15 protein-coding genes are annotated in these 14786 nt (G+C 46.3%); 8 read left to right on the forward strand and 7 right to left on the reverse strand.

Going from position 1 to position 14786, the window contains the following annotated elements:
* Nucleotides 1-520: 520 nt before the first annotated feature.
* Nucleotides 521-1144, reverse strand: a complete 624-nt coding sequence (locus VJ249_06645; protein HKZ94239.1) for a DUF998 domain-containing protein — start codon at nucleotides 1142-1144, stop codon at nucleotides 521-523.
* A 103-nt stretch (nucleotides 1145-1247) separates the two neighbouring features.
* Between VJ249_06645 and VJ249_06650 the strand changes: the two genes are divergently transcribed.
* The 4 genes from VJ249_06650 (at nucleotide 1248) to VJ249_06665 (ending at nucleotide 4584) form a co-directional block, all read left to right on the forward strand.
* Nucleotides 1248-1781 (forward strand): GNAT family protein, encoded by a 534-nt coding sequence (locus tag VJ249_06650; protein HKZ94240.1) that lies wholly within the window; start codon nucleotides 1248-1250, stop codon nucleotides 1779-1781.
* A gap of 511 nt (nucleotides 1782-2292) precedes the next feature.
* The gene (locus tag VJ249_06655; GenBank protein ID HKZ94241.1) at nucleotides 2293-2853 is read left to right on the forward strand and encodes an NAD(P)H-dependent oxidoreductase; all 561 of its coding nucleotides are present in this window, start codon (nucleotides 2293-2295) and stop codon (nucleotides 2851-2853) included.
* 68 nt (nucleotides 2854-2921) lie between these two features.
* Complete coding sequence (locus VJ249_06660) at nucleotides 2922-3314, forward strand: VOC family protein (protein HKZ94242.1); 393 nt, start codon at nucleotides 2922-2924, stop codon at nucleotides 3312-3314.
* A complete protein-coding gene (locus tag VJ249_06665; GenBank protein ID HKZ94243.1) occupies nucleotides 3274-4584 on the forward strand; it encodes a hypothetical protein in 1311 nt (436 codons plus the stop codon). The genes VJ249_06660 and VJ249_06665 overlap by 41 nt, the downstream gene beginning before the upstream one ends.
* On the opposite strand, the gene VJ249_06670 is transcribed toward VJ249_06665, so the two are convergent.
* Nucleotides 4559-4969, reverse strand: coding sequence for a hypothetical protein (locus VJ249_06670; GenBank protein HKZ94244.1), 411 nt, complete (start codon nucleotides 4967-4969; stop codon nucleotides 4559-4561). The two genes, VJ249_06665 and VJ249_06670, sit on opposite strands and share 26 nt — an antisense overlap.
* Before the next feature lie 62 nt (nucleotides 4970-5031).
* On the opposite strand from VJ249_06670, the gene VJ249_06675 reads away from it, so the two are divergent.
* Entirely contained in the window at nucleotides 5032-5415 is a 384-nt protein-coding gene (locus tag VJ249_06675; GenBank protein ID HKZ94245.1) for a VOC family protein, read from the forward strand.
* Between the two features lie 59 nt (nucleotides 5416-5474).
* Nucleotides 5475-5693: a hypothetical protein gene (locus tag VJ249_06680; GenBank protein ID HKZ94246.1), complete on the forward strand. Its 219-nt coding sequence runs from the start codon at nucleotides 5475-5477 to the stop codon at nucleotides 5691-5693.
* Here the strand turns inward: VJ249_06680 and glp are convergent.
* From glp to VJ249_06705, 5 genes are all read right to left on the reverse strand, one after another.
* The gene (glp, locus tag VJ249_06685) at nucleotides 5690-6967 is read right to left on the reverse strand and encodes a gephyrin-like molybdotransferase Glp (protein ID HKZ94247.1); all 1278 of its coding nucleotides are present in this window, start codon (nucleotides 6965-6967) and stop codon (nucleotides 5690-5692) included. The two genes, VJ249_06680 and glp, sit on opposite strands and share 4 nt — an antisense overlap.
* A 16-nt stretch (nucleotides 6968-6983) precedes the next feature.
* Nucleotides 6984-7634 carry a molecular chaperone TorD family protein gene (locus VJ249_06690; protein HKZ94248.1) on the reverse strand — a complete coding sequence of 217 codons (651 nt, stop codon included), beginning with the start codon at nucleotides 7632-7634 and terminating at the stop codon, nucleotides 6984-6986.
* Between the two features lie 27 nt (nucleotides 7635-7661).
* Nucleotides 7662-10709: a molybdopterin dinucleotide binding domain-containing protein gene (locus VJ249_06695; protein ID HKZ94249.1), complete on the reverse strand. Its 3048-nt coding sequence runs from the start codon at nucleotides 10707-10709 to the stop codon at nucleotides 7662-7664.
* A gap of 3 nt (nucleotides 10710-10712) precedes the next feature.
* Nucleotides 10713-12695, reverse strand: a complete 1983-nt coding sequence (nrfD, locus tag VJ249_06700; GenBank protein ID HKZ94250.1) for an NrfD/PsrC family molybdoenzyme membrane anchor subunit — start codon at nucleotides 12693-12695, stop codon at nucleotides 10713-10715.
* 165 nt (nucleotides 12696-12860) lie between these two features.
* Nucleotides 12861-13988 carry a putative sulfate/molybdate transporter gene (locus VJ249_06705; protein ID HKZ94251.1) on the reverse strand — a complete coding sequence of 376 codons (1128 nt, stop codon included), beginning with the start codon at nucleotides 13986-13988 and terminating at the stop codon, nucleotides 12861-12863.
* Between the two features lie 151 nt (nucleotides 13989-14139).
* On the opposite strand from VJ249_06705, the gene VJ249_06710 reads away from it, so the two are divergent.
* Together VJ249_06710 and VJ249_06715 are read left to right on the forward strand one after the other, a co-directional pair.
* Complete coding sequence (locus VJ249_06710) at nucleotides 14140-14466, forward strand: twin-arginine translocase TatA/TatE family subunit (protein HKZ94252.1); 327 nt, start codon at nucleotides 14140-14142, stop codon at nucleotides 14464-14466.
* Complete coding sequence (locus VJ249_06715) at nucleotides 14463-14759, forward strand: twin-arginine translocase TatA/TatE family subunit (GenBank protein HKZ94253.1); 297 nt, start codon at nucleotides 14463-14465, stop codon at nucleotides 14757-14759. Before VJ249_06710 ends, VJ249_06715 begins: the two co-directional genes overlap by 4 nt.
* The last annotated feature ends 27 nt before the right edge of the window (nucleotides 14760-14786 follow it).

A 14786-nucleotide genomic window follows, 5' to 3' on the forward strand; every position in this document is an offset into this window, starting at 1 on the left:
CTCTGATGATGCTACTCTTGCCCGCATTAGGCCTCCCCGTGAAAACCAAATACCTCTCACGCATACTGAATAATACATAAGACGCAGTAAACTTGAATGTATCCTAGCCCACAATTTCCGAGTTACAAAAACTACGGCAAACAGGGCGCGCGCGGAAAACCCATTTTAACCCATGCCTATCTGCCAAATGCACCTAAGCACAAAACCTTCTTTTATGTTTGCTCGCTAAGAGTCGCGCGCGAAAACGTTATAGCAGAACTCCAAAAGAAGTATATCAAAATCTAGAGATTGTTTTTATGGAAGACTCTCCCAAATCTGGAGAAAAAGAACTTTATGAGCCAATTAAGAATCATTTGCAGACCAAACCGAATGTGTACCCAGACCAGCAGAAATAGAGGAAGTGCCATCAAAGCTATTCTGGATCAAACCGCTAACGTAAGGTGTCCAAATTGTACTGCCAATCATCATCAATAATGACAAGAAGCTCCCTAGACTCTTTTCTAGCAAAGTGATCTTGCATTCACTCTTTTGTTTGCATTTCCCGCTGCGTGACCAGATGCCAACTAAATCCAGCGAGCCACATGAGTGCTGGATAGAGGATCATATGTTCCATTCCACCGGGACCTAAACCCAAGTAGAAATCGCTGTCATACGCAACGTCGCTGGTTAATGAGCCGCTTGTGATCATACCGCTTGAGAAGAGGACCAATGCTACAAGCGTAATCGTTCCAAGTATTATGCTTATCAGAGATAATGGCTTTTTCAGCACTTTAAATGATGATATGGCTGACAGCCCACTAAAGAAGAAAGCCATCGTAGCCACCGCACCGTGAGCGGTTCTATAAGTTTTCGTGAAGACGCCGACACCCATTGCTCCTATAGCCATCAGGAGGAGCAGCATGTTAACGGTTTTAAAGTTAGAGATGTGTCTTAGAAAGTACGTTCCAATGAGTAATAATAGTCCTAGAAGAAAGACAGATGAGTTGAAAATTATAGCGGATGGTCCGATTCCAAGGTCGCTTATGTAATTGTCAGACACGCTGTAGCCAGGATACAACGCCTCTGCAATGGTAAGACCTAGGACGAACTGTGTGGCTGCGATAAAAAAGAGCATTCCTGCCACTTTTTCTCTTGAATATGCCATGCGTTGCAATGTCGCCACTTGAAAGATAAGACTTTCCAACCAACCAAAACTACGATGGGAAAAGTTATAGCTGAACCGAAGCAACCACGTGGATGGGTGAGTCATGTTGCTTGAAGGCAAGAATGTCAGCCTCAGAATAGTTGAAAAACAAGACTTGCCAATCCTGCTCGAATGGGACAACAACGTTGACTTCCGTGGTCAATTTGAGAATCTCAAACAAGAGACGATGGCGGACTTGGAAAGACTCTACGACAATATTAAAGATGAACAATGGTTTTTCATTGAGAAGAAGGGTGGAACAAAAATCGGTTTTATTTCCCATTTTCTGTCAGGGGGCGAAACGGAGATAGGCTATAACATCGTGCCCAACGAGCGAAACAAAGGCTACGCCAAAGAAGCAATTCAGACAATAGTCGACTATCTATTTCTAGCCAAAAACATAATGAGAATTCAGGCAAAGGCTGACACAGAAAACATTCAATCGTGGAAAGCGCTTGAGAAAGCCGGGTTCAAACGGGAAGGCATTCTCAGAAGAACTTTCTACTGCCGTGGAAAGTGGAGAGATGACTGCATATACAGCATCATACGCGAAGAATGGAAAGAACCAAAAATACTGACAAAAACAACTTCAAAATAGCCTAGATTTGTGTGTGCATGGAATTTCTATCCAACCAACTAGGGGGAGAAGTTGATTGGTTGGATAGTGATCGTATAGAGACGATCTAAACATGCTGTAATCAAGCCTCGTCATAGGATTAACGGAATATTCTGCGCTCCAGAATAACGCCATAACCACTCTTCTTGCTTCGTTATACTGACGCTTTGATGCAGGTTGAGAGAGTGAAAGGAGTCGATCGAGCTAAGAGAGCTTGGAGTCTCTTCCGTTCAAGGCTGAACGAGAGTTTAAAGGCGAAATACTGTGTCTGGTTTCTAACATGGTTCCTGCTATGGAACTTCACGATAAACTTCCTTCCAATTCATCCGTTAGCGGCTGGGCTGATAATTTGGTTGCCCACAACGCTAATTATCATCAGACTTGCTGATCCCCGAGAATAGCGGGATAATCGCTTCAGGAACTTCAATGCTAATCCGCCACTTACTGTAATTATGGAAACCGCTTTTTACTTGGCGGACCAAATGTACTGCTTATGAACAAGTCTGTATCCATCCTTGGCTTTGCGGGCAGCCTGAGAAAGGGCTCATACAACAAAGCTCTGTTGCGTGCTGCTTCAGAGTTGTTGCCCAAAGACGCCAAGCTTGAAATCTTCGACTTGAAAGGTATCCCACCCTACAATCAAGATTTGGAGACTCGCATGCCCGCAAAGGTCAAGGAGTTTAAGACCAAGATCAAGGCGGCAGATGCCATACTTATCGCGACGCCCGAGTACAATTATTCGGTATCTGGCGTCCTGAAAAACGCAATTGACTGGGCTTCGCGTCCTTACGGCGACAACTCTTTTGACGACAAACCCGTAGCAATCATGAGCGCATCGATCGGCATGCTCGGCGGCGCCAGAGCACAATATCATCTGAGACAAACCTTTGTCTTCCTCAACATGCGTCCCCTCAACAGTCCAGAGGTAATTGTAACCTTCGCAGGCGACAAAATCGACGAAAACGGCAGAGTAAAAGACCCGACGACCAAGAAACTAATCAAGGAACTACTCGAGAGACTAGTTGCTTGGACTCGAACGCTGAAGCAAGAATAAGCCACACAAAGAGCCACTTATGTCAGAAATCATAAATGCATAACCACCTAACAGTCTAAGCGATAACCATGAAGCCAAAATTCACCTATGTTGGAATCCGCGTAAAAAATCTGCAGAAATCCATCGACTTCTACACAAAACTGCTCGGCATGAAAGTTGTGGGTCGCGGCAAAGTGAAAGAGACTAGGGGAGAAACCGTTGCTATGGTGAGCCAAGAAGGCGGTTTCGTTCTAGAAATAAACCACTACGAAAAAGGCAGCCCCTATAACGCAAAGTACACTGTAGGGGAAGGGTTGGACCATCTTGCATTCGGAGTTGACGACTTGGACAAAGCCTTGAAGGAAGCCAAATCAGCCGGATACCCAACCGTTCTAGAAATGAAAGTGGAAGGCGGCAGATGGGCATACATCGAAGACCCAAATGGAATCTGGATCGAGCTATTCAAAGCGACCGATGCCTAGCACGGCTTCACATGAACTGCAGCGTGAATACAGCCTCTGTCAATGGCACCATTTTCCCATCCAACCCAAGGGACCATGGATGACAAAATCCCATGACGCTATCATAATCTGCGTGCTAGTTTCAGTCTTGACAGCTCATCCCAGCTTATCTTCCATCAGCGCTAGAACTTCCGAGTCTAACGGCTTTGAGCCAGTCTTCCAAAAAGGCATGACGTACAGACATCAACCATTTCCCTACGACAGTTCCTTTTCAAACGAGTCTCTCGAACGTATGGCGGCAACAAACACAGAGTACGTGGCAATCACTGTTTGGTGGCTGCAGGAAAACATTACTGCTACGCAAATTTACCGCAAAACCAACTGGACCGCCACAGACAAAGCGCTCGCAATCGCTATCGCCAAGGCTCATGAGCTCGGCATAAATGTCATGTTGAAACCAATGGTTGACCCCGAAGACGTATACACTCAATTCAGAGGCGAGATTCCAAGCAGCCCAGAATGGTTCAAAAGTTACATGGCTTTCATCAGCTCATACGCCGCATTCGCCCAAGAAAACAACATTGATCTCCTCTGCATCGGATGCGAGTTCAGGAATACTGAAAGAGATGAAGCAAGCTGGCGACAAGTCATCGATGAAGTGAAAAAGCGTTACACTGGACCGTTGACCTACGCTGCAACATTCGACAGTTTTCAAAGCATCACATGGTGGGATCGCCTTGACTACATTGGCATAGACGCCTATTTCCCACTAACCAGCAAGAACCACCCATCCCTAGACGAATTGAAAGAGGCTTGGAACCGCATGGCAAACGCCCTCGAAAACTGGGCCTCAACAGTCAATAAACCCATTATCTTCACTGAAATAGGTTGCCGAAGCGGCGATGGCAACAACATCGAACCAGGCAACTGGATAGCACCACTGCGCCCTGATTTGAAGGAACAACTAGACAGTTACTCGGCTGTTTTCCAGACGCTGTGGAACAGGCCATGGTTCTACGGTCTCTACTGGTGGATCTGGGAAACAAACCCAAGCGCAGGAGGACTGAACGACACCGACTTCACGCCCCAGAACAAGCCAGCAGAAACCTTGCTTACAAACTGGTATTCCCAGCAACGACACATTGAACAGACAACCGACTTTCCAAGGCTGATCGTGTACCTCGGATTACCCGCAGCGATCTTGACATGCGCAGTCCTCTTGCTAACCCGCAAATTCACAAACCGAGACAACGAAACAATCAAGGCTAACGCTTCTGACACAGAGAACTGATTACAGCTGCTCCCAAAACAAGGAGGCTTGCCGGCCACGTTCCATTGATGATTAGGAGACCAGCAGCAACTACGCCTCTAACACTTGCCAGCCCCAGTCGCTCTTTCTTAACGTTCCAGTAACAGGTTAGGCACAGAATTGCAGCACTGAAATAGACGGCGACCTCAAGCAGGAAACTTGGCATGGCGGTTAAGAAGACGCTGAGGAAAACATACCGTTCAACTGCCAAATACAAAGGTGAAAGAAACCCAACCACAACGCCGAAAAGAAATATCAGTCCAACTGCCTCAAGCATTTGCTGACGGTAGACCTCAAAAAAGCTCAAACTCATCACGGTATCGAAATTGCTTGGCAATGTATTAAAGACTTCCGCGATTTGGTACACGCACCGTCTCTCCTATATACCTGAATGCCAACACAAATCGCCACTGAGGCATCCAAATGTTTGTGCACACAAGCATTCGAACCAGCAACTTGGCCAAGTCAATTGACTTCTACCAGAGACTAATGGGACTCAAGCTTATAAGGTGCCGCGAAATCCCCCAGAACAACGCTGAAATCGCCTTTCTACAGGACCCAGAGGGCAAAGGATCCAAACTTGAACTGACCTTCTACAGAAAACAGCGGAAATTCATCCAAGCTGAATATGAAGACCGAGTGTTTGATCACATCGCCTTTGAAATCAAAGACATGAAGAAAACCATTGCAGCACTCAGAAAGGAGAAAGTCACAATAACTGACGAACCATTCAAGCTCGGACCAACAGGACCTTTGATAGCTTTTATCGAAGATCCAGACGGAACTCTTATCGAATTAATCAAGAGAAGATGAGACTGTTGAGAAACGCATAAAAAGAAACTCTGGTTAAACCAATCGTTCGGTTGACTTTCATGGTTGAAGAACGCGTTAAGGATTTGTACAGAGTTGGGCTTATCCTTTTTGTTGCTCCTTTGCTAATCTCGCTTATCCTGACGATTCTTGGTCGAAAAGTGGATTTAGATGACGTTTCAACCTCTTTGAGTTTTTACACGCCTATCCTTGCAGGTTTGTTGCTCATGCTCTATCTATCAATGAAATACTATTACAGAGAGGGAAAACTTGGAAACTAACACATTCTCTGGAGTTGCAGCAATTCCTGTTCGCTGAACAGCGTTACAGTGATTTCGTCGCCTTTGTTAATGTTGGTTCCTTCTTTAACGATCGTAAAGCCGTTTGGACCAACTATCGTACTTAGAGAACTTGAGCCACCGTGAATAGGCTCTGCAACCAAGCTGCCTTTGATTCGGTGCACATGCACCCGCAAGAACGTCTTAATGCCAGGCTTTGCCTTAACCTTTCCACTCACTTTTGCATTTACTCTAAGCGGTCGGAGAACATCTTGTCCAATGAAAAGACCAATAATCGGAGCCACAAACAGATAAAAGCCAGCTACAGTGGACACGATGTGTCCCGGCAACATAACTAGAGGCTTGCCCTTGACAACGCCAAATCCAGCAACTTTACCCGGGCTTATCTTAATCCCGTGCACGATCACTCCTGGATTCCCTATTGCATTCACCGCATCGGGCACAAAGTCTTTCAAACCAACAGAACAGCCGCCTATCGTAACGACAATATCATTTGCTTTCAGAGCCTCCTCCATTTTCTCCGCAATTTTCATGACGGCATCTGGAACCACTCCGTAGACCTGCGCCTCGGCTCCGAACTCCAAAGCCATTGCGGAAACTACGAGTGCATAATTGTTGATAGTCTTTGACTGCTCGTCACTCTTCAACTCTGTCAGTTCATCACCGACAGACAAGACTGCGACACGAGGTTTTCTAACAATTTTGACTTCCCTAATCCGCAGTGCGGCAAGCAAACCAATATCCTGCGGTCTCAGCACCCGACCTTCGTGTAGAACCGTGCTTCCGCGTTTTACGTCTTCTCCAGCCAGAATCACGTTTTTGTTCCTTTCAATCGGGCGACAAACTTCAAGCTCTTCTCCTTGTCGTCTCGTGTCCTCAACTCGAATCACAGCATCTGCACCATCTGGGACCGGCGCTCCACAACCCAAGTACGCTGTGCACCGCGGCAACAGGCTGAACTCACCCGGAGTGCTTGCTGGAAACAGCTCTCCCTTAACCTTGAGCTTCAACGGTTTCTTTAAGGAGGCGTCTTGTGTTTCACTAGATCTAACGGCATAACCGTCAACCGCGGACATTTTTGTTAGGGGAATGTCCGAGTGAGAGACTGTGGTTTCAGCTAAAATTCGCCCACGAGTTTTCTCTACGGAGACGATTTCCGAGTCCAGTCTTACCGTATGTAGAGCTTGTTGAAGGCGACGAGACGCTTCTTCAAGCGTCACGAGTTTGAAAATTCTCCTTTGGTCAATCCTCGACAAATGAGTCACAGTTCCCTCAGGAACTCAAGTCTGAGTGTATCAAGTCTACTGTCAGCGCGCTTAGACGCCTATAGAACACCGATGAAGATGAAGTGCCGACGGCTCTTGAAAAGTCCTCAATCCATTGGCTTATGTGCTCTCTGAGGAATGATTTCCGAAGCTCTTCCCTTTTTCGTGCTTGTTCAAAATCCTTGTTCTCAAAAGACTGCAGTATGTCGTGGCAGAGTTTTGCAATGAACGCCAGTTCAACGCCAATATGGTCTGGCGCAAAGACCCCCTGGAGATTTGTCGCCTCGTATCCTGCGGCACGATAAGACTTTGCAACATCGGCTGTTGTTTCACCCCAAAGGTTGCCCATGCCCTTTCCTTTATTCTCTCTGAAACATGACTCATACGGGGGCGTATAGCTTCCCTTGGTTGGCACGACGAACAAAGCGTTGAATTCACTCTTCAAGTCTCCAACTGAGGCTAGCTCGACATAAGCCGCAAGTTCTCTTAGGGTCTTTTGTTGTTTTTCATCTTGGAAGACTGAGGCGAGAACGTTTGTTGTCTCGATGTTCAAGAATGGTTGAAGTAGTCTTTCGTTTGGCTCGTGAAGATAAAGGGCTGCAAACCACGAATACAATGCTTCTCTGTTCTTGAGAGATTCCGTCCTCACGCTGTTCATAGTTTTTTCTCATTGCTACAGCTGTTTCTAGAGCTTGACCAAGTTTACCCTGAAACCAGTAGTAGTTGCAGCGCCACTGATGGGGTCGACAACCGGAGCTTTTGTCACATCATCGATTCTGGTCAATTTGTTTACCCATATTCCTGCGCCACGGCTAGGGTCACCGGCAATTGAGCCTTGACCTTCTATTTCATAGTTGGCGTTGCCGTATGCCCAATGCCCATAATGGAACATCATTGCCACCACGCCTGGTCCCACTCGTTTAGTAACTCTTACCTTTCCTGTTACTCCTTCCGGCAGCGAGTGAGACACAATCTTAACCATGTCGCCGTCTTTTAGCCCCTCGTTTGCAGCGTCGTCTTCATTCATTTCGACAGCATTTTCCGGAATGACTTCGCGGGCCCATCGGTAGCCTATAGTCCTAGACTGCGTGTGAAGCCCACTTTTGTATGAGACGCAAACATACTTGTAGTCCTTGTCTAAATCATCGAGTGAGTTGCCGTCCATATCTTGTGCAGGGACGTATTGGGCAGAACCCCAAAACGTGTGTTCTCCTGTCTTCCAGTGCTTCAGCGCAGCAAACTCTTCAACCCAAAAGCGGAAAATGTTTTTCCTTGCATACTTGTGCTGCCCTTGCGCTTCAAACCCAGAGTCTGCTTGCTCAAAGACTCCGCCACGGACTATGATGTAGCAGACTTTACGCCATTCCTCATCCGACAGAATCGACTTTGCATAATCAACGAACGACTTGGGATAATTGTCCTCAACAAATTTCGCCTCCTCATCGCTGGCTGCCTGAACCAATGAAGACGCATTATTGGCAAGGTTAACTATGGCTCTTAGGAAATAGTCTTCAGCTCTATTCAGTTCCTTGTCTCCAATTTTCAGGAAGCCTAAACAGCTGGGTTTGCCGTGAATGTTTGCAAGTCTCTTTGCGACATCTATCGCAAAGGTTTCAGCACACACTGGCCTATCATCATCTCCGCTTACTTTGCCAACCAGTGGCTCTATAGCGGGAACTCGCACGCCTATCCATCTTGCCATGCACGGCGGGTAAGGCGGCATCAGCCCATACACGCCCTCTAAACCCACCACATCAGGAACTATATAATCGGCGTACATGCTGGTCTCGCTGACTACTGCATCGATTGCAACGTGGATTGGAACCTTACTGGTGTCCTTGATTATTTCGATGTACTTGTGCCCAGATGGCATAACGAAAATTGGGTTGCCAAAATATGTTATCAAAATCTTACATGAGTACGGATAATTATCTTTGATGCTCTCAAACACTTCAGTCCATAAACCGCCATAGGTTTTCGGAAACCATGGCTTGGTTGCAGGGTATTTCTGACCCGCTGGCTTGTTGGCATATTCATTCGTGTCTTCATACTTGAACTTCTCTCTAGAGATAGGAGCTTTCTTAGGTGATAGTTTGTCTGGAAATGAGTCGAGATCATAGACGCCCTTTGTCCAACTAAAGGAAGCAGCCTGAAGATAACCGCCCCTCCAGTTGATATTGCCAATGAGCATGTGAAGGCTTATCATAGCCATCACGGTGTAGACACCGTTGGGTTGGACACCAAAGACGCGGTAGACTAGCATGCCTGCGCTCTTGCCGTAGCTCGTAAACTCCTGTGCCAGCCATTTCAAATCATTGACGTCGACTCCGCATATCTGAGCCCACTCATCCATAGTTTTTTCATAAGCCTTATCCTTCAGCATTTGCAATGCGGTTTTTACTTGTATGGTGGCGCCATCTTTGTCTTGAATCTCGCCTTCAAAGAAAAGCGTTCCATGATCAACCTTGTCGAAAATTTCTGTGCCTGAACCATTCCACACAACATATTTCTCACTATCAGCTGGGTCTGTTCCCTCAAGATGCTTTCCTCTCAGATACTTGAGGTCGTCAGGGTAGTCTTCAGGTCCTGTAATAACTAGGTAAGGGGCGCCTGTCCAAGCTTTTTCACTGTCTTTGTTAGCTGAAGTTTCCGTCGTGTTTTCAAGGAAGAACTTGTTGTACCACTTGTTTTCTATAATCCATCTGATCATGCCCATCATTAAGGCGCCGTCTGTTCCCGGCTTGACTGGAATCCATTTGGTTGCGTTTGTGACGACGTTTCCAGCTCGAGGGTCAACCACAACCAACTTCAGGTCGCCGTTTGCGAGTCTGTCTGGCAGAATAGCTCCTGCAGGAACTATTGCAGGTTGCCCGGCTGAGTAGGGGTCGCCAAAAGCGATTATGAACTTGGCGTGTTTAATGTCCACTCGAAGTTGATCAGCATAATCGTCATTGGTTACTGTGCGAATTTGACCTTCGTACTTATCTTTGCCAATGATTGTCATGGCTTTGTGCGTTGTTTGAACTCCATTTGCGCAAATATTGTCATGGGCAATGAAGCTAGCCGATCCTAGTGCGCCAGAAAGCCAGCGTGCATTAAGAAAATCCACTCGACCCGGTTGCCCTCTGCCGCGGAGAACAACAATTTGGTGAGCCTTGGGGGCGTCTGACGCTTTAAGAACTGCCTCGTTTGCGGGAGTTGTCATGTCAGTCGCTACGTCTTTGAAGCCTTCAACTTGGACACTCTCGCCTATGTCACTGTAAATGGCGCCACCGTCAACAACCTCCGTGACCAGTTGATCCCAACTTATGGGTTTCCACTTCATTGAACCTCGTGGACCCGCTCTTTTCAACGGGATCCTGACTCTGTAGGGATCGTACACGTGGTCTATGCCTGCATTGGCGCCTTTCAGACAAATTCTTCCTGAATAACTCAAAGAGTCTTTTACAGGAGTGCTATACGGGATTGGGTTCCAAGCATTGTTGTTTGGATGATATGGATTGCCTTCAACCTTAACAACACGTCCACTAGACGCTTCTATCTGTACTCTGATGCCGCACCTAACGTTACAGCCTAAACAAAGACTGCAAACGTATTTTTCCTGTTCCGATGTGGTTTGAGCCTTAGCAGGTCGAAAAACATTGTTCACTAAGCCTTTGCTGACATCAGTGAGCAGGGCAAGGGCTCCAGCTGCGGCTGCTCCCTTTATGAATTCTCGTCTCTTCATCTTCATTCATCATTCCTCCTGATGCACTACGATTGTATTAGCTGCTTTCTTTCCACGTTCAGCGATTTTGTCAGACAACCCCACGTAAAAGACCATAGGTTTAGCGCCAAGATATGCTTTAAGTCCACTCGTGGGGATTGCATCAACGACTTTTCTGACTGCACTATTCGGATCTTGCATGTCGCCAAAGATGCGAGCGCCTCCAACACAGGCATCAACGCAAGCTGGCTTCAGCCCTTTCTCGATTCTGTGGAAACAGCCATGGCATTTAACTACGAAGCCATGTTTGGCGTCGGCTTTGCCGTTCCATGCTTGTGGCCAAGCACCCTTGGGTTCTTCCCAAAGAAAACTTCTCACTTCGTAGGGACACGCGGCCATGCAGTACCTGCAACCTATACACCTGTTAACGTCTTGCATCACTATGCCATCTTGTTCCCTCTTGTAAGTTGCGTTCACTGGACAGACTTGAGTGCAGGGTGGATTATCGCAGTGATTGCATAGTCTTGGAAGAAAGGTTAATTTCATGTTTGGGTATTTGCCTTCTTCGTGAGTTTCAACCCACGTGTATTGTATTCCCATTGGAACTCCGTTTTCAGACTTGCACGCTGCAAAGCAGGCTTGACATCCTATGCAACGTCTAAGATCAAGAACCATAGCCCATTCCTCAACGGTTGACGCTTGCGTAATTGCCTCTTGCTTTGATAGAAAGATTGAAGAGCCCGGAATACTGGCTAACGCCGCTGCGCCTGCTGTAACGCCCGCCGTTATTCTCAAGAAGTCTCTTCTAGAGACATTGGATACGTCTTTTACTTGCGGACCTGATCCTATGTCTTGCACGGCGATCATAGACTTTGGCTTTAGTGCAAGCTGACCGCTTGGCAAGATCGCACCTCTAGACGCAAGGAAGGGCAGTATCTTGAGGCCTAATGAAAAGAGCAAAGCACCCAACGCATAAAGGCCAACGGAAACTGCCCATTCGATCATAGTTGGACTGTATGCTCCTGCTTCCCCAAGCGGGGAAACAGACAATCCCGAGAGAAGCATTGAGTATCTTTTGACCCATATTCCTCTCATCGCAACTAATGCTACAACGGTTAAGATAGCCGTTGACTTCCTTGTTTTCGGATACGCTAACAGAGCAAAAACGATTAAGGGAATAGCAATCTCAATCCATATCACTGTCACGTAAGGTCCACTCAGAACCTGCGACAATGGCCCAAGAATGCTAAACCCTGCCCCATAGCCCACCGTGACCAGCTCCACAAAGATGAAAAAGATGTCGACGAGAATAATAGCGCCGAGAAAACGTGCAAGTTCTGACGTTAGCTCAGATGAAAACTCGAAGACAGAAAACTTGGAAACCAGGAGTGCTGTTAAAATCAGCAGAGAGACTCCTGAGACCAAAGCTGAGGACAGGAATATGGGAGCGAGGAGAGAGGTGTTCCAAAGCGGTCGCGCCATTATAACTCCAAAAACCCAAGCCGTAAAAGAATGCGCAAAAACTGCAAAAGGTATTCCAATTGCAGCAACCAAACTCTTAGCATTTTTCCCGCCACTGCCAGTTATAGTCACAAAGCAGAAAACCAAGCAAAAGCCGATGTAAAGTGAAAGTGAAACAAAGTCCAAAACAAGCATCGACGACATATTCGGGTATAGAACAATGTTTAGAAGTCGCTCGGGACGACCTATGTCAGCGGCTACAAAGAGCATCGCCGGCACAACTGTAACCGTTGCAAGAATCCCCCCGATGTGCAATATTGGCTCGAACAGTTTATTGTTCCACAAGTAAGCTACACTTATGGCAATCATTATGCCAGTGCTTATTCCAACCAAAAATTCGAAATTCGTGATATACACACCCCATATCATCACATCTCTCATACCAGTTGAGGCAAATCCCTGCATATATTGCAGATTCAAGGCGTAAACTCCTAATCCAACCAGCACCAGCAAGATTCCTATCCATCCAAGAAACCGAACACTTTTTCTCATATCATCTCCTCCCTCTTGTCATCTAAACGGATTTTCTTATGTGTTGTAAGCTAGTATTTATGGATTTTCATCATATAAATAAGAACAAAAAAGCCAATTTAGTGAGAAAGTCGGAGGCAAACACCAAAAAAAAGGAATAATTAAACCCTCCAAAAGATGGTTTATTCATGTTTTGCGGCGATTTTGGATCAAACGTGCTAACATAACGCCTCCAACCAGTCCTAAAACGTAGCCGTATTGAATGCCAACGGAAACCGCAGCCACAAACAAGGCAACGAAAAGCTCTCGCCTATTCAAGGTCACATCTCTCACCGCAAATGCGAGCTCCAATCCAGAAAAGAAGAGGAGCACTCCGAGAATGGAAAAAGGAAGCAAACCCAAGACTTGCACTATAGCATTGCCGTAAAATATGCCGAGGATTACCATAATGACGCCGATAATTATCATGGCTCCACCCGTTCTAGCTCCAAAACGGTAATGCCCAGACAACCCTCCTGCTCCGTGGCACACAGGTATCCCACCGAGTAAAACTGCAAACACGTTCATGAAACCGTGACTCAACGCCAAACGCCTAACAGAAACCGCGTTCTTGTCTTTGAAGTAATCGTGCGAAAGCAGCGACGTAGCCAAAATTGCATTGCCTACCGTGAGAGGTATTTGAGGGAGAGCAAGCAAAATCGTACCCTGCACTATGTCGGTAGCTGTGGGTAGGCTAAACATCGGAAATCCCATACTGATGCTCTCAGTGAAGATTCTCAGCGGGAAACCGTCAAGAAGGGAGAATCCAACACCTATTGAAATAAGGATCAGAGCTGATGGAAATCTTCTGCTCTTGAGGAAAACCAACACAATGACTACGCCAATGAGGGATAGAATCCAACCTATCAGGTAGTCTTTCTGCATAAATCTAAATGCAACCAACATCAGATTGAGACCTAAACCTAACTGGATTCCTCGAACAACGCTTTTGGGAGTGAGCCTGTTTATCAGCGCAATGCCATTTGTGAGTGACAAGATAAGAAAAAAGACCCCAATCACCAGGCCAGCGCCAAGAAGCGATGTCGGAGAATACATTTCGGTAATCATTATGGAAGCTGTAGCCTTCATTGGTTGAACGGACATAGGGATGCCGAAAGCCAGACCGGAGTAAATGTAGAGAAGACCAAACGTTAGAAAAATGCCTTTAGGATCTAAACCATTCAGTACCACAAGGGCTGTAACAAGGGGAATAAATGTTCCAAGGTCTCCGAACGCTCCAGCCAACTCGTTTCTGTCGAATCGCAACGACACCATGCTGACAAATCCGTCCGCTAATTGAAATCGCTTGGAATCCTTGTTTTAGGAAGGTCAGGTCCTGCTTTCCGATATATTTATGATCACAATCATTTAAAGCTAACTTTTTAAGTTTGAAACATATACAACGTTGATTTCGAGGGTCCTTCGGATGCTTGGATGGCAGGAAATCATACTGGTCTTGGCGCTCTTGCTACTCGTCGTTGGACCAGGCAAACTTCCTGAAATTGCAAGAGAGCTAGGTAAAATCATTGCCGAATTTAGAAAGGCTAGTGGAGGAGTTTCAGACGCCATTGTTTCCTCACAAACAGTTCCTAGAGAAAGCAAAGAAATCACTGACATAACGCGCAAACTAGGCATAAACACCGAAAGGAGAACGGAAGGAGAAATAACTGGGCAAACAGGTGCAAGCGTTGGGAAGAGCCAGGTGGAGAGGACCTCAACCGCAGGAATCGAAGAAAGCGAGGTGAAGAATTGATCCTTTTCGATTGGCATATCTTGTCTTCTTTTCTAAACTTGGGCTGGCCTGAACTAATTCTAGTTCTCGTCATCCTCATCTTCGTTTTTGGGGCAAGCCGTCTTAAAGACATCTCAAAAGCCTTAGGTGAGAGTGTCAGAGAATTCAGAAGATCAAGCTCGGAAACCCCAGTTGAGGAAAAGGAGAAAGACAAAGCCATACTTGACGCAGCAAAGAAAATGGGAATAGAAACCGAAGGAAAAAACGTAAAACAAGTCCTAAATGAGATGAACAAGAAAGCCGTGGAAAATTAGGACTTTAGACCAACTATCGACCCTAGT

This window comes from Candidatus Bathyarchaeia archaeon (genome assembly GCA_035283685.1).
Classification (GTDB): domain Archaea; phylum Thermoproteota; class Bathyarchaeia; order Bathyarchaeales; family Bathyarchaeaceae; genus DATETJ01.

Bases quoted from the DNA above. Each gene is read 5' to 3' on its own strand.
- VJ249_06645 (HKZ94239.1), bottom strand. From the start codon at position 1,144: ATGGCATATTCAAGAGAAAAAGTGGCAGGAATGCTCTTTTTTATCGCA.
- VJ249_06650 (HKZ94240.1), top strand. From the start codon at position 1,248: ATGTTGCTTGAAGGCAAGAATGTCAGCCTCAGAATAGTTGAAAAACAA.
- VJ249_06655 (HKZ94241.1), top strand. From the start codon at position 2,293: ATGAACAAGTCTGTATCCATCCTTGGCTTTGCGGGCAGCCTGAGAAAG.
- VJ249_06660 (HKZ94242.1), top strand. From the start codon at position 2,922: ATGAAGCCAAAATTCACCTATGTTGGAATCCGCGTAAAAAATCTGCAG.
- VJ249_06665 (HKZ94243.1), top strand. From the start codon at position 3,274: ATGGAATCTGGATCGAGCTATTCAAAGCGACCGATGCCTAGCACGGCT.
- VJ249_06680 (HKZ94246.1), top strand. From the start codon at position 5,475: ATGGTTGAAGAACGCGTTAAGGATTTGTACAGAGTTGGGCTTATCCTT.
- VJ249_06690 (HKZ94248.1), bottom strand. From the start codon at position 7,634: ATGAACAGCGTGAGGACGGAATCTCTCAAGAACAGAGAAGCATTGTAT.
- VJ249_06695 (HKZ94249.1), bottom strand. From the start codon at position 10,709: ATGAAGATGAAGAGACGAGAATTCATAAAGGGAGCAGCCGCAGCTGGA.
- nrfD (HKZ94250.1), bottom strand. From the start codon at position 12,695: ATGAGAAAAAGTGTTCGGTTTCTTGGATGGATAGGAATCTTGCTGGTG.
- VJ249_06705 (HKZ94251.1), bottom strand. From the start codon at position 13,988: ATGGTGTCGTTGCGATTCGACAGAAACGAGTTGGCTGGAGCGTTCGGA.
- VJ249_06710 (HKZ94252.1), top strand. From the start codon at position 14,140: ATGCTTGGATGGCAGGAAATCATACTGGTCTTGGCGCTCTTGCTACTC.